The sequence below is a fragment of the Verrucomicrobium sp. BvORR106 genome, from assembly GCF_000739655.1.
In the GTDB taxonomy this organism is placed as follows: domain Bacteria; phylum Verrucomicrobiota; class Verrucomicrobiia; order Verrucomicrobiales; family Verrucomicrobiaceae; genus Verrucomicrobium.
Window position 1 is genome coordinate 1 of record NZ_BATR01000117.1, and the last position, 22031, is coordinate 22031.

16 protein-coding genes are annotated in these 22031 nt (G+C 60.7%); 8 read left to right on the top strand and 8 right to left on the bottom strand.

What is annotated here, in order from left to right:
- Positions 1–177: 177 nt before the first annotated feature.
- Positions 178–1587 (bottom strand): acetylxylan esterase, encoded by a 1410-nt coding sequence (locus BV106_RS21185; protein ID WP_038167997.1) that lies wholly within the window; start codon positions 1585–1587, stop codon positions 178–180.
- Positions 1588–1925: 338 nt separating this feature from the next.
- Between BV106_RS21185 and BV106_RS21190 the strand changes: the two genes are divergently transcribed.
- Together BV106_RS21190 and BV106_RS21195 are read left to right on the top strand one after the other, a co-directional pair.
- The gene (locus BV106_RS21190; RefSeq protein WP_265595916.1) at positions 1926–4574 is read left to right on the top strand and encodes a PSD1 and planctomycete cytochrome C domain-containing protein; all 2649 of its coding nucleotides are present in this window, start codon (positions 1926–1928) and stop codon (positions 4572–4574) included.
- The gene (locus BV106_RS21195; RefSeq protein ID WP_038168000.1) at positions 4571–6019 is read left to right on the top strand and encodes a DUF1501 domain-containing protein; all 1449 of its coding nucleotides are present in this window, start codon (positions 4571–4573) and stop codon (positions 6017–6019) included. The genes BV106_RS21190 and BV106_RS21195 overlap by 4 nt, the downstream gene beginning before the upstream one ends.
- 844 nt (positions 6020–6863) lie before the next feature.
- Here BV106_RS21195 and BV106_RS21200 read toward each other — a convergent pair.
- Complete coding sequence (locus BV106_RS21200; protein WP_038168001.1) at positions 6864–7667, bottom strand: alpha/beta hydrolase; 804 nt, start codon at positions 7665–7667, stop codon at positions 6864–6866.
- A 222-nt stretch (positions 7668–7889) separates the two neighbouring features.
- Here BV106_RS21200 and BV106_RS38750 point away from each other — a divergent pair, with 222 nt between their 5' ends.
- Positions 7890–8060, top strand: a complete 171-nt coding sequence (locus BV106_RS38750; protein ID WP_265595917.1) for a hypothetical protein — start codon at positions 7890–7892, stop codon at positions 8058–8060.
- Positions 8061–8248: 188 nt separating this feature from the next.
- Here the strand turns inward: BV106_RS38750 and BV106_RS38755 are convergent, their stop codons facing one another.
- From BV106_RS38755 to BV106_RS21210, 3 genes are all read right to left on the bottom strand, one after another.
- On the bottom strand, positions 8249–8419 hold the full coding sequence (locus tag BV106_RS38755; RefSeq protein WP_265595918.1) for a hypothetical protein: 171 nt from the start codon (positions 8417–8419) through the stop codon (positions 8249–8251).
- A gap of 151 nt (positions 8420–8570) precedes the next feature.
- The gene (ppk2, locus tag BV106_RS21205; RefSeq protein ID WP_051946149.1) at positions 8571–9431 is read right to left on the bottom strand and encodes a polyphosphate kinase 2; all 861 of its coding nucleotides are present in this window, start codon (positions 9429–9431) and stop codon (positions 8571–8573) included.
- Between the two features lie 267 nt (positions 9432–9698).
- Entirely contained in the window at positions 9699–10049 is a 351-nt protein-coding gene (locus tag BV106_RS21210; protein ID WP_038168003.1) for an aspartate 1-decarboxylase, read from the bottom strand.
- A 115-nt stretch (positions 10050–10164) separates the two neighbouring features.
- Here BV106_RS21210 and htpG point away from each other — a divergent pair, with 115 nt between their 5' ends.
- On the top strand, positions 10165–12006 hold the full coding sequence (gene htpG, locus BV106_RS21215; RefSeq protein WP_038168005.1) for a molecular chaperone HtpG: 1842 nt from the start codon (positions 10165–10167) through the stop codon (positions 12004–12006).
- Positions 12007–12312: 306 nt separating this feature from the next.
- Entirely contained in the window at positions 12313–12651 is a 339-nt protein-coding gene (locus BV106_RS21220) for a hypothetical protein (RefSeq protein ID WP_038168007.1), read from the top strand.
- Between the two features lie 48 nt (positions 12652–12699).
- Here the strand turns inward: BV106_RS21220 and BV106_RS21225 are convergent, their stop codons facing one another.
- The 3 genes from BV106_RS21225 to BV106_RS36000 all read right to left on the bottom strand — a co-directional run bounded on the left by BV106_RS21225 (position 12700) and on the right by BV106_RS36000 (position 16254).
- Entirely contained in the window at positions 12700–12933 is a 234-nt protein-coding gene (locus BV106_RS21225; RefSeq protein WP_038168009.1) for a DUF4032 domain-containing protein, read from the bottom strand.
- Between the two features lie 96 nt (positions 12934–13029).
- A complete protein-coding gene (argS, locus tag BV106_RS21230) occupies positions 13030–14796 on the bottom strand; it encodes an arginine--tRNA ligase (RefSeq protein ID WP_038168010.1) in 1767 nt (588 codons plus the stop codon).
- A gap of 75 nt (positions 14797–14871) precedes the next feature.
- Entirely contained in the window at positions 14872–16254 is a 1383-nt protein-coding gene (locus tag BV106_RS36000; RefSeq protein WP_051946139.1) for an NAD(+)/NADH kinase, read from the bottom strand.
- A 272-nt stretch (positions 16255–16526) separates the two neighbouring features.
- Between BV106_RS36000 and BV106_RS21240 the strand changes: the two genes are divergently transcribed.
- The 3 genes from BV106_RS21240 (at position 16527) to BV106_RS21250 (ending at position 21984) form a co-directional block, all read left to right on the top strand.
- Positions 16527–17762, top strand: a complete 1236-nt coding sequence (locus tag BV106_RS21240; protein WP_265595920.1) for a hypothetical protein — start codon at positions 16527–16529, stop codon at positions 17760–17762.
- A 310-nt stretch (positions 17763–18072) separates the two neighbouring features.
- Positions 18073–19422 carry a DUF1501 domain-containing protein gene (locus tag BV106_RS21245; RefSeq protein WP_081892055.1) on the top strand — a complete coding sequence of 450 codons (1350 nt, stop codon included), beginning with the start codon at positions 18073–18075 and terminating at the stop codon, positions 19420–19422.
- A 129-nt stretch (positions 19423–19551) separates the two neighbouring features.
- On the top strand, positions 19552–21984 hold the full coding sequence (locus BV106_RS21250; RefSeq protein ID WP_038168084.1) for a PPC domain-containing protein: 2433 nt from the start codon (positions 19552–19554) through the stop codon (positions 21982–21984).
- Positions 21985–22031 lie beyond the last annotated feature (47 nt).

Consider the following 22031-nt stretch of genomic DNA (forward strand, 5'->3'; position numbering starts at 1 on the left):
TTGGGCAACGCCCAAGGACAGGATGACCAAAATACGAGGGAGGGCTGTAGGCCCGGCCTCATCAAGCCTGCCCATCACGATCATCCTTGAATGAAGCCGGACCATCAGCCCTCAAACGCACGCTGGATAGGAATGGAAAGGGTGGTTGTACACCCTTACCATCACTCCACTACTCCATCACTCCGCTGCTCCCTTGCCCGCCTTGAGCTGGGCCACGGCCGCATCGGTCATGGCCTTGACGGCCTGGGGCGAGTTGGAGTGCCCGCTGGGGATGTCATTGTAGATCGATTTGTTCTGGAGCGGCAGCGCATTGTAGGCGGCATAGACGCTGGTGGGCGGGCAGGTGGTGTCGATGAAGCCAACCGTCACGATCCCGGCCTTGGCCTTGGTGCGGGCGGCGAAGTTCACCGCGTCGAAGTAGCGCGCGGCCTCCAGGGCCTTGGTATTTTTAACCCCCGTTTTGTCCACGATGGGGAACTTGGGCCAGCCCGCGATGCGGTTGACCTCCATGCCCGTGTGGTCGCAGCCAGCAGGCACCCCGGCGGCGAAGAAGGTGACGCGGTCATCCAGCGCGGCGGCGGCGAAGGCCTGGAAACCACCCTGGCTGGAGCCGTACACGATCAGCGTCTTGCCATCCCACTCCGGCTGGGCGCAGAGGAAGTTCATGGCCTGCATGAGGCGGCGGAACATGCCGAGGTAATAACAACCCTCACGGCTGTCGTTGATGGCGGAGCGATAGTCCTTGAGGATGCTCTGGTCCACGTCCTTGTAGAACTCGTCTGACCGGCCGTTGGGCAGACCGTGGGCGTTGATGTCCATCGCCAGCGCTCCGTTGTTGCTCCAGTTGGCCGCGCTGTTGAGCTGGGAGCTGCGCACTCCAGCTCCGTGGACCAGGAGGACCGCAGGCAGGGACTTGGGGGCGGCTCCGGCAGGTTTGCAGAAATAACCTGAGACAGGGGCGCCGATGCAGTCGAGCTGGACATCGTAGCTCTCGCCGGTCTTGGGTACGTCGGATTTCACGGGCGTGAGCCGGGGATTCAGAGGCACGGCGGCCACCTTCTTCTTCTGCTCGGCCCAGAAGGCGTCGAAGTCGTCGGGCGCGGGAAGACTGGGCTTGATCGAGAGAGGCTCGACTCCGGCCCCGCCAAGAGCAGTGACGGGTTTGCCATGGTGCTGCACGGTCACGCGGCAAAGGAGAAACCCGGCCTCGGGAAGGCTGCTACTGACCGTTGCCGTACCCTGCGAGAGGCGTGCTTTGCCTTCTTTGATCGGCGGCACGCCGTCCTTGGAGATGTTCCAGGTGATCTCAGCATCGGGTGCCACGGGCGAGTTGGGGGCAAGGCTGACCTTGAAGGTGACCTCCTCACCCACCTTGTACAGGGCGTCCGGCTTGGTGCTGGCCACGGTGAGCAGGCTGGCAGGCTTGGGAGCGGGTGCGACGGCTGGAGCAGTCGTTGCCGCCGGGGTGGGAGCCTTGGTAGCAGGGGCTGGGGCAGGCGATTGAGCCAGCAGCGGAAGGACGGGGCCGGTGGCAAGGGCGGCAAGAGAAGTGAGCAGCAGATGACGGATCCTGATCGTTGGTCGCATGTAGATGGATTGGTTGGAAGCGAACCTCTACGCACGCCAGAGGCGCAAATGTTACGGGCAATCCGTCAATTTTTCAGCCGTCATCAGGTGGGCATGGAATTGTCACCGCTAGCTGTGCATTTGTGATGGCCACCCGGGAGAATCTGGTAGTTTGCATCATAATGTGATCCGGAATCATGAAATTGTGTCACCTTGAGGGGTTTGTTGAGGGATAGAACCCTTGATGCCCCTGGAGGACTGATACAGCACCGGGAGTTGGAACGTTCTTTGCATGTCTGCGTCTTGCGAACTCTGCGATGCCCTCTGACATACGTCTCCCCATCCCATTCTGCCCTGCTATGCCCGCCTCATTCCGTGCCGGTGGCGGCATCTGCCAGATTACTTTAGGATTCATCGCGCTGGGCTTGGGCTCGTCTGTGTGGGGACTGCGTGCTGCAGAGGTTTCATTCGAGAAAGACGTGCGACCGATCCTCAAGGCCCATTGCACGCATTGCCACGGCGAGGAGGAGAAGCCGGAGGGCGGGGTGGATCTCCGCTTGCGCCGCTTCATGGATGCCCCTCTGGAAAGCGGTGGCACGCTGTTGGTGCCCGGGCATGCCGGGCGCAGTGAACTCGTGCAGATCATCCGGCGGGGGGAGATGCCCAAGAAGGGCAAGAAGATGTCGGAGCCGGAACTCGCTGTGCTGGAGCAATGGATCGCCCAAGGGGCCAAGACCACCAGGCCCGAGCCCCAGCAGCTGCCACCGGGCGCGCTGATCTCGGAGGAGGATCGGGCCTACTGGGCCTTTCAGCCGGTGCAACGGCCTGCCCTGCCTGAAGGCGGACTTTCCGGGGGCATCACCCCGGTGGATGCGTTTGTCGGGCAGAAGCTCAAAGCCGCCGGGCTGGACTTTGCCCCAGAGGCGGATCGCCGCACGCTCATCCGGCGGGTGACGCTGGATCTCACGGGACTGCTCCCTGCGCCGAAGGAAGTGGAGGAGTTTGTCAACGACCCGGCGGTGGACGCCTATGAACGGCTGGTTGAGCGTCTGCTGGCCTCCAAGGCCTACGGCGAGCGCTGGTCCCGCCACTGGCTGGATGTCGTGGGCTATGCGGACTCCAATGGGTATGCCGAGGCGGATTCCGTGCGGCCCCAGGCCTGGCGCTACCGGGACTATGTCATCCGGGCGTTCAACGACGACAAGCCCTGGAGTGAGTTCATCCAGGAGCAGCTGGCCGGTGATGAACTGGCCGGTGTGACCCACGCCACCACCCAGGAAGCGGTGCTGGACCCCAGGCGTCGGGACGACCTGACCGCCACGGCCTTCCTGCGCATGGCACCGGATGGCACGGGGGACACGGTGGATGATCCCAAGCTGGCCAAGAACCAGGTGGTGGCAGAGCAGATCAAGGTCGCCACCTCATCCCTGCTGGGACTCACCGTCGCCTGCGCGCAGTGTCATGACCATCGCTATGACCCGATCACGCAGGCAGACTACTACCGCTTGAGGGCCATCTTCGATCCCGCCTACCATTGGGAGGCCTGGCGCACCCCGGCCCAGCGCCTCTATTCCCTGTACACCGCTGAGGAGCGGGCCAAAGCCGCCGCCATTGAGGAGCAGGCCAAGGCCATCGAAGTGGACGCCCGGGCCATGGGCAAGAAGTTCCTGGATGAGATCTTTGAAGTGGAGGTGCTCAAGCTCCCCGAGGCAGATCGTGAACCCTACCGGCTGGCCCGCGCCACCGTGGAGAAGAGCCGCACCCCAGAACAGAAGGCACTCATCAAGAAGTACCCTTCCGCGCTGGCCCTTTATTCCCTGAACCTTTACGACCTGAAGAAGCAGGGCGAGGTGGATGCGAAGATGGCGGAGGCCACCAAGCTCCGTGCCACCAAACCTGCAGAAGGCTTCCTCATGGCACTGACTGAGGTGAAGGGCCAGGTGCCCGTGTCCAAGCTCTTCAATCGCGGCGATCACGAGCAACCCAAGCAGGCGGTGCAGCCGGGTGAGCTGGGCATTCTCTCCGGCGCAACGGGGGAGTCCTTCAAGCCAGTCGCCCTCACCTCCGGCTCCTCGGGGCGTCGCCTGGCCTATGCCCAGTGGCTGACCAGCGGGCGGCATCCGCTGGTGGCACGGGTGCTGGTGAACCGCTTTTGGCTCAATCACATGGGGCGGGGCATTGTGAACACGCCCGGCGACTTTGGCCGTCAGGGGGAGCTCCCTTCGCATCCTGAGCTGCTCGACTGGCTTGCAGATGAGTTTGTTCAGAGCGGCTGGAAGCTGAAGTCCCTGCAGCGCATGATGCTGCTGAGCCGGACCTATCGGCAGAGCTCAGTCAGTGCACCGTCGCTCAAGCAAGATCCGGAGAACCGCCTCTACGGACGGTTCAAGATGCAACGCATGGATGCCGAGACCCTGAGGGACTCCGTGCTTGCCGTGACTGGTGCGCTTGTTCAAGACAGCTATGGACCTCCCAGTGAGATCGGTCGCGATCCCGCAGGGCGGGTGGTGGCTGGCGTGGACAAGGGGACCATCACGCTCTTCAAAGTGGAGAGCGGGGGCAAGGCCGACTTCCGCCGCTCCATCTACCTCCAGGTGCGGCGTACCCGGCCGGTCACTGTGCTGGAGACCTTTGATGCACCGGTGATGGTGCCCAACTGCGAAATGCGCAGCCAGACCACGGTGGCTCCACAGTCGCTGTTGTTGATGAATGACACGTTTGTGCTTGAGAACTCCCGCCGACTTGCGGATCGCCTGGAAGCGGAGGCTCCGGGGGACGCTGCCACCCAGATCCGGCGTGCCTGGTTGCTTCTCTACGGCGAGCCAGCGCCAGAGGGGGCGGTGGCAGAGGCCCAGGCTTACTTGCAAGAGCAGACCCAGTCGCTGACGCAGTATCATCACGACATCCAGCACGCCAAGGGTGCGCCCAAACCCAATCCACCCCAGGAGGCATTGGCAAGCTTGTGCCAGGTGCTCTTGAGCTCGAACCGCTTTCTCTACATCGAATGAATCACGCTCAACTATGCTCCCGCCGCCACTTCATGCATGCGGGAGGATTTGGTCTTGGCAGTCTGGCGCTGGCCTCCCTGCTCCAGCAGGATGGGCTGATGGCGGCACCGGTCAAGCCAGCCACATTCGGTGAGGCCACCTATGATCTGCTGCCCAAGCAGCCGCCCCATGAGGCCAAGGCCAAGGCGATGATCTCGCTCTTCATGATGGGCGGACCATCGCAGATGGATCTCTTCGATCCCAAGCCGATGCTGACGAAGTACGACGGCCAGAAATTCCCGGGGGAGATCAAGTATGACAACCTCGCCCAGGCATCGTCGAAAGTGCTGGGCTCTCCCTGGAAATTCCAGAAGCACGGCCAGTGCGGCATGGAGCTCAGTGAACTGCTGCCGCACCTCAGCAAGGTGGTGGATGACATCACGCTCATCCGCTCCATGACCTCAGGGGTCAACAATCATGCCCAGGCGCTCTATGCGATGAATGCCGGTCGCACGACCGCAGGCAGGCCCGCGCTGGGTTCCTGGCTCACGTACGGACTCGGCAGTGAGACCCAGGATCTGCCCGCCTACATGGTGCTGGCCCATCCAGGAGGTCTGCCTACCTTCCAGGGCGAACACTATACCAATGGGTGGCTGCCTGCCTTGTTTCAGGGAACCGTGATTCGGCCGACCGAGCCGCGCATTCTGAATCTGGACCCTCCGCCGTCCCTGGCCGGACGCCCCCAGGAGCGTCAGTTGCGCTTGTTGAGAGCCTTTAACGAACAGCACCTCAGCGGACACCCGGGGGAGCTGGATCTGCAGGCCCGCATCGCCAGTTATGAACTGGCCGCCAACATGCAGACTGCTGCCCGCGAGGCGCTGGATATTTCCAATGAACCGGCCTCGATCAAGAAACTGTACGGCGTGGACAACCCGGTGACCCGGGACTACGCCACCCGCTGCCTCATTGCCCGACGTCTGGTGGAGCGCGGGGTGCGCTATGTTCAGGTCTTGAACTCCGGCCAGTCCTGGGACCAGCACAGCGCCCTCCTCTCATCATTGCCCAAGAACTGCGCCGCCTGTGACCAGCCCAGCGCAGCCCTGCTGCTGGATCTTAAACAACGGGGGCTCCTCGATACCACCGTGGTTCACTGGGGTGGGGAAATGGGCCGTCTGCCGGTGCTGCAAAACGACGCGGGTCGCGATAAATGGGGCCGCGACCACAACACCTACGGCTTCAGCATGTGGGCCGCAGGCGGCGGCCTCAAGCGCGGTTACGTCCACGGCGAAACCGATGAATGGAGCCACAAGGCCGTGGTGGATGAAGTTCACCACTACGACTGGCACGCCACCCTGATGCATCTCTTCGGCCTGGATCACAACAAGCTCACCTACCAGCGCAACGGCGTCGCAGCATCGTTGACAGACGGCCAGGGGGCGAAAGTGGTGCGGGAGTTGTTGGCGTAGGGGGCCGGTGCGTCAGTGCGTCAGTGTTGCGCGAGTTATCTCATGAACCCGGAGGGTTCGCCATGAATAGCCATGGGTGAAGCGAGCGTAGCGAGTGCAACCCATGGATAGGGAATAGACGCAATCTACCGCGGAGCGGTAGGCCCATAGCGTCCAATCTACCTGCTGGTCACATTCCGTGCCGGTCGTCCGGAGTCCGCAACACGATGGGCCTACCGCTCCGCGGTAGAGGGAATCAAGACGCATTCCACGGATAGCCCTCGCTCCGCTCGGTCGACCCGTGGCTACGTATGGTGAACCCTCCGGGTTCTCCTGAGGGGCGGCGGATGCGTAAGAGCATTGACGCGTTAGTTCTGAAAATGTATGAAGCACTGGGCGAAGGCATGCGGGCGATTGATCTGTTGTGTTGCCTCATGAACCCGGAGGGTTCGCCATGAATAGCCATGGGTGAAGCGAGCGTAGCGAGTGCAACCCATGGATAGGGAACAGGCGAAATCTACCGCGGAGCGGTAGGCCCATAGCGTCCAATCTACCTGCTGGTCACATTCCGTGCCGGTCGTCCGGGCTCCACTCAACACGATGGGCCCTACCGCTCCGCGGTAGCATGTGAATGGGTGCCATCCACGGGTAGCCCTCGCTCCGCTCGGTCGACCCGTGGCTACGCATGGTGAACCCTCCGTGTTCGGGCACTCGCGGGGAAGAATTCGGGTCAAGGCGGATTGGCTGCTGATCCGGTCGTGTTCTTGATTCGTCGGTGTCGTTGCGGGTTCGACACCCTCAAAAAAAAAGCCACCGCAGAACGCTGCGGTGGCTTTCGACATCATCAAACCGAAGAAATCAGACCCTAGTGCTTCAACAGCCAGTCTGTCGTGCGGGGGTTGAAGTCATTCATACACTCCCAATGGAACGCGTGGCCCGCATCGTCATAGAGATGAAGTTCGGCGCCGGGAATGTTTGCGGCGACTTCCTCGCCCATCCAGCGGGGGGTGAAGACGTCGTTCTTGCCGCCGATGACAAGGGCGGGGCATTTCACATTCTTCAGGTCGTTCAGCGTGTTATGGCTCATGGCGGCGGCGGCCTGCGCTTCCATGGCGTGAACCGGCTGCGGGGCAGCGTTGATGGCGGCATCCCGCAGGCCCTGCTGCATGTTGTTCCAGCAGTCGTCGTTGTCGAACCAGGGCTTCGTGAAGATGAGCATCTGCACATAGTGCATGAAGTCTTCCGGGCGGAAGTCCGCCTTGCACTTCATCATGTGCTCCCAGGTGTAGAGGCCGAAGCGGTCCTGACGGGCCCAGGTACACATGAGGATCAGGCTCTGCACCTTCTCAGGATGGCGCAGGGCCAGTTTCTGCGCGATGACACTGCCCAGGGAACAGCCGACCACACGGGCCTTCTTGATGCCCAGCGCGTCCATCAGGCCGGCGTAGTCGTCCGCCATCATGTCTGTGGTGTACGGTCCGGCAGGCTTGTCAGTCAGACCCACGCCGCGGTTGTCTCCGAGGATGCAGCGAAAATGCTCCTGCCAGACGTTGGCATGGGCTTCCCATACGCCGCCAGGGGCGGTGACGCCCATGATGCAGATGAGCGGTTCTCCGTTGCCGCGCTCTTCGTAGTACATGTTGATGCCATTGGTCTGGACGTGGGGCATGGGTGGAAAAAAGGTAGTGAGATGGTTGTTTCTTGAAGCGTGGCCCAGGGTCGCGTGCGCTCCCTGGCGAGCATCAAGAGCTAGCGGAGGGGGGGAGACATGCCAAGCGCAAAATAGCGCGGAGATGACGGCATTTCTCCAGGCAACGGGAATCGGACGTCAGAGAGAGGTGACGAATCTGTTGCGTGTGTTTGGGCACGATTTTTGCGACAATACTGCTGCATGAAAACCAAAGATGCTCGCAATTTGGCGTCGGCGGCACGTCGGCCGATGGCCCCCTTGGCCATTTGGATTTTTGAGGCCCTTGCCATCCTCGTGCTCACCCTGGTGATGACGGTGGTCAATGAGTTCCGCCATCATCCTGCGGCCACTGCAGTGGCCAATGAGACCTGAGAGCCTGCATGGCTCTCTTAGATTAGATCCAGACAAAAAGACCAAAGCCGCTTCCAGCACCTGTCGTTCCTACTGTGCAAGGGGAACGACGGAATGCGGGAAACGGCTTTGTGTCAGCCTGGGTGTCCTAGGGGGCGGGCGGCCGGTGCTCTCACCAGCTTGCGCTGGAAACCGGGAGGACGAATCGCTCACGGGTTCGTCCGAAGACGGAACATCGTGGCGAGGCGGAGCCCAAACTGGAGCACGGTGCTGGCGGCGTCGAAGGGTCGGGAGACAAGCTCCAAACTGCGGGCGACGCCATACCAAGGGCTGGTGACTTGCTTCTCTGGCAGGGGACGGAAGGCGTCTGGCGTGATCATGGATAGAACGAAGATGTAACGGTGTTTAAGGGAAATACTGAGAAGTAGTTTTCAGCTGAAAATATACCATGAGATTAGAGAAATAATAAAACGACTTCGAAAAATAACGAAGATTCTGAACCAAAAGGCGTATGCGCCGGGCTGACTACAGCTAGTATACTTGGGGGACGATGATGTCCTGAGGCACCGGATTGCGATGGTAATCCTTGTGCCGCTTCCGCACCGGCAGCGCGACGGTCTGCTTGTCCACCTCCTCATAGGGCACCTGTTGGAGCAGGTGGTAGATGCAGTTGAGACGGGCTTTCTTCTTGTCCACCGCCGGGACGACCCACCATGGGGTCTCCGGGAGGCTGGTGCGTTCCAGCATGATCTCCTTGGCCTTGGTGTACTCTTCCCAGCGGCTCCGGGACTCCAGATCCATCGGGCTCAGTTTCCACTGCTTCAGGGGGTCATGGATTCGGCAGGTGAACCGGAACTCCTGTTCCTCGTCCGTGATGGAGAACCAGTACTTCAGCACCTGGGTGCCGGAGCGGATGAGCATCTTTTCAAACTCGGGCACCGAGCGGAAGAATTCCTCGTACTCCTCGTCCGTGCAGAAGCCCATCACACGCTCCACGCCCGCCCGGTTGTACCAGCTGCGGTCGAAAAGCACGATCTCTCCGCCAGCGGGGAGGTGGGCGGCATAACGCTGAAAGTACCACTGGGTCCGTTCGCGCTCGGTGGGGGCGGGCAGAGCGGCGACTCGGCAAACACGCGGGTTCAGGCGCTGGGTGATGCGCTTGATGACGCCCCCTTTACCAGCGGCATCACGACCTTCGAAAATGACCACCAGCTTGTGCTTGGTGCGCATGACCCACTCCTGAAGCTTGACCAGCTCCCCCTGGAGACGGAGCAGCTCACGGAAGTAGTGCTTACGAAACTCCATGGCCTCTGACGACACCGCAGGGTCATTGGGATCGAATCCCGCAAGGTCATCCAGTTCCATTTCCAGTTCCTCGTCGAAGCTGTCCATCGCTTCCTCATGCAGGCGGGCGAAGAGCTCATTGTTGACGTGGAGCGGGGAGTCGCCGTTCGATCCGCTGGCTTTGCTCTTGGAGGCCGATTTCTTCGAGGCCTTGGCGACTGGGGCGGGGGACTTCTTGGGAGAGGGCATGATGGATGCAGGCAGTTAAGCCTGCATCCAGCCACTAAAAAGAAGCCAAACGTGACAAATAGTTCAGGAAAATCCCCTGGAGATTTTCGGGGACTTTGCCTGCGCAGCCTGGACCTGCGGCCCGGACTAGAGCACTTGCTCCGTCAGCGGCTCGTTGCTGGGTCCCAGGAGCAGACGCTTGGGGATGATCGGCTTGTCATCCAGGCCAAAGGCCATGATCGTCACCCGGTGACCGGCGGTGATGAGGTGGGCGGCGGCACCGTTGACGATGATCTGGCCGGAGCCTTCCTTGCCCTCAATGACATAGGTCTCAAGCCGTGCCCCGGTGGTCACTGAGGTGACCAGCACCTTCTCACCCACCCAGATGTCTACGGCCCTCATGAGATCGGGCGGAATCGAGATGCTCCCTTCGTATTCGACGTTGGAATCCGTGATGGCAGCGCGGTGCAGTTTGGACTTGAGCTGAATGCGTAACACAACTGCAAAGTGCTTCCGGTGGCCGCACCGTCAAGCGGTTTGCCCTGAGTTTTGACAACGGGGGAACCGTGCCTATGATCACGGCCCCAGTTTCGCAATTTCCTATCAATCAATCATGAGCAAGGCTCCCACCCACGAGTTCCAGGCCGAAGTCAAGCAGCTGCTGGACATCGTCATCCACTCCCTCTACACCGACCACGAGATTTTCGCCCGTGAGTTGGTCTCGAATGCATCCGACTCCATGGAGAAGATGCGTCTCCTGCAACTGACGGAGAAGGAGATCTTCGACGAGGCCCTTCCCCTGGAAGTGAACATCAGCACCGACGATACCGCCGGTACCCTGACCATCTCTGACTACGGCATCGGCATGACCCGTGAGGAGCTGGTGGAAAACCTCGGCACCATCGCCCACTCCGGCTCCAAGGCCTTCGTGGAAGCCATGAAGCAGAGCGGCAAAGAAGGCGGCAACGTCATCGGCCAGTTCGGCGTGGGCTTTTACTCCGCCTTCATGGTGGCGAGCGAGGTGAAAGTGTACACTCACTCCTGGCGCAACGAAGGCGAACACCTCGTCTGGACCAGCGACGGCGTCAGCGGCTACACCATCGAGGAGGCCCCCGGGCAGCGTCGCGGTTGCAAACTGGTGCTGCAGCTCAAGGAGGACAAGAAAGAGTTCGCCAAGCCGGAGCGCATCAAGCAGATCCTCACCAAGTACTCCAACTTCGTGGGCTTCCCGATCCACCTGAACGGGGAGCGTATCAACACAGTGGAAGCCCTGTGGCTGAAAAACAAAAACGAGGTGACCGCCGAGCAGTACGCTGAGTTTTACAAGTTCACCTCCCACTCGTTTGACGAACCGCGGTACACCTTCCACTTCAATGCGGATGCCCCGTTGAACATCAATGCGCTGCTCTTCGCTCCTACGAGCAACACCGAGCAGTACGGCATGGGCCAGATGGAGCCCGGCGTGGCGCTCTACTGCCGCAAGGTGCTCATCGACCACCGCCCGAAGAAGTTCCTCCCTGAGTGGATGCGCTTCGTCCGCGGGGTGGTGGACAGCGAAGACCTTCCCCTGAACATCTCCCGTGAGACCATGCAGGACAGTGCGCTGTTCCGCAAACTGGGCCAGACCGTGCAGGGTCGCCTCATGAAGTTCCTCGAGCGCGAGGCAGACGGCGATGCCAAAAAGTATCAGGAGTTCTACAAGGACTTCAGCCGCTTCTTCAAGGAAGGCGTGGCCACCGACTACGAAAACAAGGGAGCCATTGCCAAACTGCTCCGCTTTGAAACCTCCCTCACTGGCGAGGGCGAGGTCGTCGGCCTCCAGGAGTACGTGAAGCGCATGAAAGAGGAGCAGAAGGCCATCTACTACCAGATCGCCCCAAGCCGCGCTGCGATCGAGAACGGACCTTATCTTGAGGCTTTCAAGGCCAAGGGCTTCGAGGTGATCTACCTCTTTGAGTCCATTGACGACTACGTGGTCAACGCCCTGGCGGAATTCGATGGCAAGCCCCTTCAGGCGGTCAACTCCAGCCAGGTGGATCTGGGTGACTCCCAGACGGAAGGCGAGACCCTCAGCGCCGAGGACGGCGACAAACTCAGCTCCTGGATCAAGGACAACCTGGGCAACCGGGTCAAAGAGGTCCGCACTGGCAAGCGTCTGGTGAGCAGCCCGGCGATGGCCGTGCTGCCGGATGGCGAGATGAGCCCGCAACTGCGCCAGATGATGCGTGCCATGAAGAAGGATGACGAACTGGATGCCGCCGAGGTCATCCTAGAGCTCAATCCCTCCCATGCGATCGTCCGCAAACTGGCAGGCGCCACGAGCAGCAATCCGGAACTCGCAAGCCTCCTGGCGAACCAGATTCTGGATAACGCCCTGCTTTCCGCCGGCCTTCTGGAAGATCCCCAAGCGATGATCGGCCGGATGCACAGCATCATGGAGAAGGCGCTGGGCTAACCGCCACCTCGTTTCCCGCTCATCCTTGGCGCAGCGATCGTTTTGGTCGCTGCGCCTTTTTGTTTTGCCTTCACCGTCAGGGAACTAAATGAAAATATTTGGTTTCTTCAGACGCGGAATTCGGCTGAGAAGTTAGCAAAGTTGCACTGAAAAGGCTTACTATACTCACCATACAGCCGTGAGGGCCTTTTAGATCGATACTAAAGAAACCCCTTATGGTGGTTGTAAATCTTTACTTGAAACCCTCTTCGTGCGTGTGGAAATAATGCCTATGTTGCGAGATTCGAACCACTTGCAACCTGCAACATGTATCTGCCAGCCTTCAAGTCCTCCGAAACCGCAAGACGCTACTCGTTCAAAGGGCACTCTGCGGTGCTGCTGAGAAACATCGTTGCGACTGGCTCGGTTGAGTATCGCTACGCCATGATGGTGTATCGGGAAGGGGAGAGTGACGCCTGCTACTGTGTGGCCTCAGAGGTCAACGGCATGGCGGGGCAACTCGGGGGCGGCTCGCACTTCCTGGGTGTCTTTGAAGAAGACAGCCACGTGAACTACGGTTCGTCAGACCAGTGGGCGGACGAGGATAAATTCGCCCAACGCGCCCTGGGGCTGGCCACGGATAAGTTTGGTCCACCCACCAGCTAGTGGCTGGGGGGCGGTAGGGGGATGCAGGCTTAGGCTTGCCGCCTCATCCTACTTCTTCTCTTTGCGCCTCTCGCGCTCCTTGCGCCATTCGTCCCGATGCTCCCGGACCCACTCGGTGAGGGCTCGGTCGAAGCCAATGTCCTCGCCAGCCTTCTGGCTCTCAATCCATTTGTGTTTGAGGATCTCATCACGCTCTTCCAGAAAGTACCCGTAGTACTTGGAGGCGGATTTGGAACTGACGGCCGGGGCGGATGCTCCGGCGGGAATCTGTCGACTGCTCATGACGGAAAGGGGTGAGAAAGGCATTGGATCGTCGAAATCAGAAGACGATGCCAGGCAAGGAGCGGGTGCGAAACCACTCCTGGCGATGGTTGGACACTACATGCGGTCAGTTGTTTCAATGCCGAGCAATCCGAGGCCAGATTTCAGCACTCGGGAGGTCGTATCCGCCAGCACCAGGCGGGTGTTTCTTACCACGCCTTCCGAGCGGAGCACCGGGCAGGCCTCGTAGAATGTGTGATAGAAGCCAGCCAGCTCATAGAGATACTGCGCCAGCAGGTTGGGGCGGAAATCATCGAGCACATCATGCACGGCCTCGCCGAACTGGGCCAGTTTCAGGGCGAGCTGTCGCTCCGCGTCCTCGGTGAAGGACACTTCGGATTCGAGCTTCACTTCGCCGTCCAGCTTGCGGAAAATGGCACGTGTCCGGACGTAGGCATTGAGTAGGTACGGGGCGGTGTTGCCCTGGAAGGAGAGCATCTTTTCCCAGGCAAACTTGTAGTCCGTCATGCGATGCTGGCTCAGCTCCGCATACTTCACGGCGGCGATGCCGATGACGCTGGCGATCTTCGCCTTTTCCTCGTCGCTGAACTCACGCTCTTCCACCACGGCGCGGGCGCGTTCCACCGCCTCGTCGATGACGTCAAGCAGGCCGACGCTCTCGCCGGAGCGGGTTTTGAACATCTTGCCATCTGGACCCAGGATGCTGCCGAAGGCGATGTGCACCATGCGGGTGGAGTGACCGCGCCGATGGGCGGCCTCAAAGACCTGCCGGAAGTGCAGCTGCTGAGGCGCGCCAACCACATACCAGATCTCGTCCGCCTTCCACTCGATCACGCGATGGTCGATGGTGGCGAGGTCGGTCGTGGCGTAGAGGAAGCCGCCGTCGCTCTTGCGCACGATGCACGGGGCGGGTGTCCACTGTCCGTCGCGATTGATCAGGAAGGGGTCTTCTTCAGGCTTCTTCACCCCATCGGAGAAGACGCAAGCAGCGCCTTCGCTGATGCGCGCCTGGCCCTTGGCCAGCATGTCTTCCACCAAGGGGGCGAGCGCATCGTTGTAGTAGCTCTCTCCCAGGTAGTGGTCGAACTGGATGCCGAGACGGCCGTAGATGTCATGAAGCTGGTCGAGCGTGAGCTTCACGCACTCCTTCCAGATGGCCAGGTTTTCGTCATCGCCCTGCTGGAGCTTGACCAGCTCCGTCTTGCAGGTCTCCAGCACGGTTTCATCTGCCTTGGTCGCAGCATTGATCTCGCGATAGACCCGCACGAGTTCGTGGATGGGATCCTGCTTCAGCGCGTCGTGGTTGAGGCGGGTCTTCCAGCCATGAATGATCATGCCAAACTGGGTGCCCCAGTCGCCGACGTGGTTGTCAGTAATGACGTTATGTCCCACAAGGCGGGCCAGTCTCGCAAGACTGTCGCCAATGAAAGTGCTGCGGATGTGCCCCACGTGCATGGGCTTGGCCACGTTCGGGGCCGAGAAGTCCACCACGATCGTTTTCGCACTGTCCACGGTCGGGACGCCGAGGCGTTCATCGGTGATCAGGCTGGAGAGGGAGCCTTGCAGGGCTTCCTTCGTGAGTCGGAAGTTCAGAAATCCCGGGCCAGCAATCTCAGGCTTCTCGCAGAGGCCGGTCACGTCCATCGCTTCGACGAGCTGGGTCGCCATCGCACGGGGATTGACCTTCAGTTCCTTGGTGGAGAGAAGCTTGGCTGCGGTCATGGCCGCATTGCTCTGATAGTCGCCGAAGCGCGAGTCGCTGGCGTTGGTCACTTCGATGACCAAGCCTTCCGGCGGAGTGATACCGGCGGTGGTGAAAGCGGCGAGGAGGCGTTCGGTAAGGAGCTGGCGATAGGTGCGCATGGAAGAGTCCGGACAAACAGGGTCCGCAATAGAGCACATCCTCCCGGGTTGTGCATCCTCTAACCATTCGCTCTGTCAGTTGATGAACTGAATGCCAGCTATCTTTTCCGCCATGTCGCGGTTCGCCAGGAAGACCAGTTCCGCCGTGGCCGCCCGGCTCAAGCGGGCGCGCAAGCTGACGATGGGGCCCTGGGAAATGCCATCCACATAGGCGGTGATGGGGCGCTTTTGCGGGTCCAGATTGCGGAACTCCACATCGGTGTCCATGGAGAGCAGGGCGCTCTTCCAATGGGCGGGTTCCATGACGTTGGAGCCTACCAGAAGCCACGCTGGCGTGTCCGCCAGCAGGGGGGCTGCGCCCATGGCGCGAGCATAGGCGGTGCTGCCGGCAGCGGTGGAGACGAGGGCTCCGTCCGCGACGAGCTTGGGCAGGCGGGTCACCCCATTCACACTCACTTCCATCCACGCGCTCTGGCTGGTGGTGCGCTCCACCCAGGCGTCATTGAAAGCATAGTCGGTGATGCGCTGTCCATCGAGGGTCTCCATCTCCATGAAGATGAGGGGGAGTTGCCGGAAAATCACGTCTTTGGGGGGGAAGGTGCGCTCCTCGAAGACCTGATCTGGGGCATTGAGCAGGAAGCCAAGGTGGCCCGCATTGATGCCAAAGAAAGGCAGACGCCTGCGCCAGTGTTCCCGGATGGTGCGAAGCATGGCTCCATCTCCACCCAGGGTCACAATGAAACCCGGGTTTCGAACGTCTTCGTGCGGGCGTAGCTCGGGCTCCCATTCCTGACACTTGGGATTGGCGGGATCTGCGAGCACCAGGCAACGGAGATCCTCCAGAGTGCCGCGGGACCAGGTGGCAGGGTTGGTGCCCCGGTAGAGACCGTAGCGCTCAATGTAGCGCAGGGCAGGAGCCGTCAGGAGGTGGGCCGCGCTCTCGCCATGCAGAAAGAGATCGCGGATCTCGGTGCTAGAGTCATCCAGCTGAATGGGGAAGATCTCTGCGTTCCGGGGTAGATCACCGTGGTTGAGGGCATGGCCCGGGCGGGTCAGCACGGCAAAACGGCTGTGCTGCCAGAGCTCTGGGCCACGTTCCCAGCCGGTGTGAATGAGGGATTGCCCCAATGCACCGCCGGTCAGCCAGTCAGCTCCCACTACGTGCCAGATTTCGCCTTCTGAGGCATATCGCTCTTCGAGCGCAGCGTTCCGGGTGAAAGTGTCTTGCTCCAGATCGAAGAGATCGACCTCGACCTTCGCCAGATCCCCAAAGGTGAGATCGCAAAGCGCGGCCCGGAAGACGGAGGGCACGCTGCCGACCTCCGGTTTGTCCGGTCGGGGGCCGCAGGGCACCACCTTGACCTCATCGAACTTCTCTGAAAGGAGAGCAGCGATTCGACGATGGTGCAGTCCAGGTGGATTGAAGCTGCCTCCAAAGAGGGCGATGCGGCGGGGCATGGCGGCAAGATGGGATGAAGTGTGACAAAGGCCAAGTACAAAAACGATTGGGTCGTCACAGGCCAGAAGGCGGCGATGGCATTTGCCAGCGGGGCAGCGTTGCAGTCTTGCGTCCACCCACTGCGAAGGCTAGTTTCAAGCCCCTGCCAAAAAAATAAATCGTCATCATGCCCCTGGCCCGTCTGGATTGCCCCCACTGTGAGAGTTCTGTGGAAGTAAACGTCACCAACGTGACGCGTTCCAGGGAGTGTCCGTCATGCGGGCGGATGATCATGCTGCAGTTTACGACCAAGACTTCGCGGGTGAAGCACAAGGCGCTGCTCACCAACATCATCGAGATGGGCGAGGGGGGCGGTGTGGCTGTGGCCGCCAAGGCACCCGCTCGCTCCAGTGTCGCGGCCCCGCCTGCGCGCTCCACAAGCGTCTCTGCTCCTGCCAGAACCGCGCCGTCTCCGTCGCCTGCCCGCGCCGCCACGCCGCCCGTGATTGCGAAAGTGGCAGCGGCAGCGCCCAAGCCTGCAACCGCACCGGTGGTGGTGCCTGCGGCCGATCTGCCGCCCATGATGCCCCGACCGCCGGAAGGGGATCTGAGGAATCGGCTGGAGTATGATCCGCATGTGAAATCCAGCGCCCGCTCCCTGATCTGGGGCCTTGGTATTGTGATCTTCCTCATCGCGATTGCCGTCCTGGGGAAGACGCAGAACTGGTGGGAGGAGGTGGCTCGTGGGTGGGAGACTTTCCATGCCACTTATATGAAGGAGGAGCCCATCCCGAACGCTTCCGTTTCTGGCAATGGTGCGGAGAGCAAAGAAGGAACTGGAGCTGCGGCGCCAGTGAAAGCCTCCGCCTGGAATCGTGAGCAGGAGGAGGCGTTGATGACGGTGAAATCTTTCCTCGGCGCCAAAAACCTGGAAGAACGCAAGAAATACATGCGGGACGCCTCGGTGCTTGAGAAGAGTCTCAAGGACTACTACTCGCGACAGTCTGATGGCCCCGTGTCTTTCTCCCGGGTGGATCTGTTGGAGGCAGAGCCGCAGGGCGCTCACAGCTATCTCTTCGCCGTGGTGGATGCTGCCGGGAACCGGCGCAATGCGATGGCGGTGCGCCCGGAGCCAGGTGCACCCTACGTGGTGGACTGGGGCAGCTATGCGCTGTACAGCGAAATGGACTGGAGCAAGTTCATGGCAGAGAAGCCCACGCGGCCAGTGTTCTTCCGGCTTCAGGCCGTTCCGGCGGAGCTCTACAATTACAACTTCCCAGACTCTCAGCGGCTGCTTTGTCTCAAGCTGGTAAATCCAGCCGAGAAGGGGGCTCCAGAGCTCTACGGCTACTGCGTGCGGACCTCGACGGTAGGCAGAACCCTGGACTACCTGACAAAGAAAAATTTTGGTGAAATGACGCCGATGATTGTGAAGCTCCGCTATCCGGCTCCAGAGGAAAGTGATAGCGCCAATCAGGTGTGGATTGATGAAGTGGTGACTGAGGGCTGGACTGCCCGCGGTTACTGATTCATGACGAGGCGTATCCTGCGATTCCGAGGCTCAAGGCAAGGCTATCCTTTTCTCTGATGGCATGCCCTTAAACCAGGGGGGAATTGCGCCTTGATCGGGGTGAATGCGTCTGCACCGGAAGCCGGGCACCGCGTAGAGTCCTGATGGGACAACATGTCTTGGCGGCCAATTTGGACAAAATTTATTCAGCAATTTTTCTCCTCCTGTAAGAATCCATCACAGGCACCGTAATTTGCTGGAGTGGTGATTGTGGCACCCAAAGTCACCACCCCAGCAACCAACCCGTCCTCCATCCCTTCTAACCGTCATGAAAATGCATTCTCTTTGCCAGGGCAACCACCTCGACCTGAGAGTTGGACAAAGCCGTCGCGAATTTCTCTATGCAGGTCTTGCCGGTGGTCTGGGCCTGAGCCTGCCGAACCTCCTTCGTCTGGAAGCAGGAATGACCATCCCTGATGTGGCGAAGGTCGATGCCAAGGCGGACGCGGTGATTCACATCTACCTTCCCGGCGGGATCGCCCACCAGGAAAGCTGGGACCCCAAGCCTTTCGCTTCGGCCGACTACCGTGGCCCGTTGACCCCGGTGAAGACGAATCTGCCGGGAGTCTATTTTGGCGAGCATTTCGCCAAGACCGCCGCCATCGCGGACAAGTTGACGATCATCCGCTCCATGACGCACGGGGAAGCCGCACATGAGCGTGGCACCCACAACATGTTTACCGGGTACCGCCCGAGCCCCGCGATCAAGTTCCCGAGCTTCGGTAGCGTGGTTTCTCATGAGCTGGGCGTGAAGAACAGCCTTCCTCCTTATGTCTGCGTGCCGCAGGCCTTCGGTGGTGTCGCAGGCGGCGAGTCCATGGGCACCGGCTATCTCAGCACGGCCTACGGTCCTTTCAGCCTTGGCAGTGACCCCGCCCAGAGCAACTTCGCGGTGCGTGACCTCGCCCTGCCGAAGGATGTGACCGAGCAGCGCTTCAACCGCCGCCGCGGTCTCCTGGATGCCGTGGACGCGCACTTCAGCTCCTTGGAGAAGTCCGATGCGCTGACTGCCATGGACAGCTTCTATCAGGCCGCCTACGGCTTGGTCAGCTCCCAGAAGGCTCGTGAGGCATTCGATCTGAATGCTGAAACCGCCAAGCTTCGCGATGAATATGGCCGCAATCAGGCTGGTCAGCGTCTGCTCCTGGCCCGCCGCCTTGTGGAATCCGGCGTCCGCCTCGTCACCGTGACTTATGGCGGCTGGGATCACCACAGCGACATCAAGAACGGCTTCAAGAACAACGCGCCAAACTTCGACATCGCTTTCGCCCGTCTGATCCAGGATCTGGATGATCGCGGCATGCTGGACCGCACCTTGGTGATGGTCAGCTCCGAATTTGGCCGTACACCCAAGATTAACAGCACCAACGGCCGCGACCACTATCCTCGTGTGTTCAGCGTGGCGCTGGCTGGTGGTGGTGTGAAACGCGGCATGGTGTATGGCTCCTCCGATGCCCTCGGCGGTGAGCCTGACGCTGACCCCGTCTCCCCGGAAAGCCTGGCCAAAACGATGTACCGTCTGATTGGGATCAATGCCGAGAAGCGCCTGATGGCCGACGGCGGCCGCCCCATCGACATCGTAAATGGTGGCGAGGTGATCGAAGGCATTCTCGCCTAACTGAATTCACCGCCAGAACTGTCGTAAGCGAAGGCGGTGAAGTTTCTGCTTCACCGCCTTCCTGATATCCGAGCCCACGCCAGCCCACATCGGGCGGGCGTACAGACTTCTATTAGACTGATGTTGACCATGAAAAACTCTCTTCGCCTAGTGGGGGCGGCACTGGTGCTGGCCACCGCTGTCCCGGCTGTGGTGGCCGCTCTGCCCACGTTCACAGGCACTTCCCCCACCGGGGTGCAGCGTGGGGTGGAGACGACCTTGACCCTGCGCGGCACTCGTCTGGCTGACTTCGACGGGCTCATTTTCTATTCTCCCGGGTTTGCCTTGAAGTCCGTGGGCAAGGTGGAGAACGGCTCGGTGGAGACCGTCATTTCTGTGGCTCCTGATGTACCGCTGGGGAACCATTTCGTCCGCGTGCGCACCCGGACCGGATTGTCCTTCATGAGGCAGATCATGGTGGGTCCGTTTGCCAGCGTGCAGGAGAAAGAGCCGAACAACGACTTCGAAGCTCCCCAGGAGATTGCCCTGAATCAGACGGTGGAAGGCGTGGCCAATACCGAAGATGTGGACTACTACCGCATCGCGGCCAAAAAAGGCCAGCGCATCAGCCTGGAGATCGAGGGCATGCGTCTGGGATACATCACCTTTGACCCCTACATCGCCTTGATGAACAGCGACCGTTTTGAGGTCGCGGTGTCGGATGACACGGTGCTCCACCGTCAGGATGGCCACCTGACATTTGTGGCCCCGGATGATGGAAACTACACCATCCAGGTTCGTGAGTCTTCTTATCGCGGCAATGGCGAGTCCCGTTACCGCTTGCACGTCGGCAGCTTCCGCCGGCCTGAGGTGTGCTATCCCTCCGGCGGCAAGGCGGGCAGCACGCAGAAGGTGAAGTTCATCGAAGCCAATGGCGACGTCACCGAAGAGGATGTCACTCTGCCGGCCGACACGTCAGACAAGCACATGGTGTATCTGAAGGATGATCCGGCTCCTTCCGGGAACATCATGCGCGTCAGCCCGTTTGACAGCTATCTGGAAGTGGAGCCCAACGACAAGGAGGCGAACCGCACCAATCTGGAGGCTCCTTGTGCCCTGAACGGCATCATTGAAAAGCCTGGGGATGAAGACCGGTTCTGGGTGAATCTTAAAAAGGGGATGAAGGTGGACTTCTTTGCCTATGCCCAGTCGCTCGGATCACCTCTGGATCCGGTGATGGTGCTGACCAATGAAAAGGGTGCCCAAATTGGCGCTGCGGATGACGGCGGCACCAAGCGTCGCCTGGACTGCAAGCTGTCTGTGACGGCACCGGCGGACGGCGCGTATTGTGTGATTATCCGCGACCACCTGGCTCGTGGCGGTCCCACGTATGTGTACCGCGTTGAGGCGGTGGCCTCGGTGCCGCTCGTGACCTTTGCCTCACCGAACTTCGGGGTGAACGACAGTCACAAGCGTCAGTTCATTGCCGTGCCGCGTGGCAATCGCTACGCCACCATGGTGAACGTGACCCGCAACAATGCTTCGGGCGACATGACGTTCGAAATGCCGAATCTGCCCCCGGGGGTCAAGATGGTGTCCACCAACATGCCGGGAAACCAGACCAGCATCCCGTTGCTCTTTGAGGCTACGGCAGACGCACCTCTGGGCGGCGCGGCCGTGCCGGTGACGCTCAAGCCGACAGATGCCAACCAGAAGGTCGAAGGGCGCATGGCGCAGGAGTTCGACATGGTGCGCAGCGGCAACACGATCTACTACACGGAGCAGGTGGATCAGCTCCCGGTGGCCGTGGTGGAAGAGGTTCCTTATACCCTTGAACTGATCAAACCCACGACCCCCTTGGTGCCCAATGGCATCCTGCCCCTCAAGGTGGTGGCCAAGCGCAAGGAAGGCTTCAAGGCTGCCATTCGCGTGCTCATGATGTGGCGCCCCAACGGCATGAACTCCCAAGGGGAAATTGACATCCCCGAAGGCCAGGATGAAGCCACCTTCACGCTGGATACCACCGGCAATGTGTCGCCTGGAAACTACAGCCTGACCGTCCTGGGTGAGGCCGAGGGCGGCAACGGGACCATCTATGCAGCGTCTCCTTTCTGCGAGGTGACCGTGGTGCCTGCCTACCTGTCTGGCAGCATGCAGCTCACCGCAGTGGAGCAGGGGAAAGACGGCGAGTTTGTCTGCAAGCTGGAGCTGGCCCAACCCTTCGACGGGGAGGCTTCCGCCAAGATCTTCGGCATCCCGGATTCCGTGGAGGTGGAAACGCTGAAGTTCAACAAGGACGCCAAGGAACTGAGCTTCAAGATCAAGACCACGGACAAATCGCCTGTAGGCAAGCATGCCAACCTCTTCTGCCAGGTGGAAGTGCCCGTGCAGGGGGGCGTGGCCGTGCACCGCATCGCCGGGGGCACGACGCTCCGTGTGGATGCTCCCCGCAAGGCCCCCGCCGTACCGGCTCAGCCGGCAGCCCAGGTGGCGGCCGCCAAGCCAGCCGCACCTGCGGCCGATGCGCCGAAGAAACAACTCAGCCGTCTGGAGCAGCTCCGTCAGGAGTCGGCCGCCAAATAGTTCGCAACGCGCGCTCCCGATCCTCGCCATCTCCCAACGACTCACAC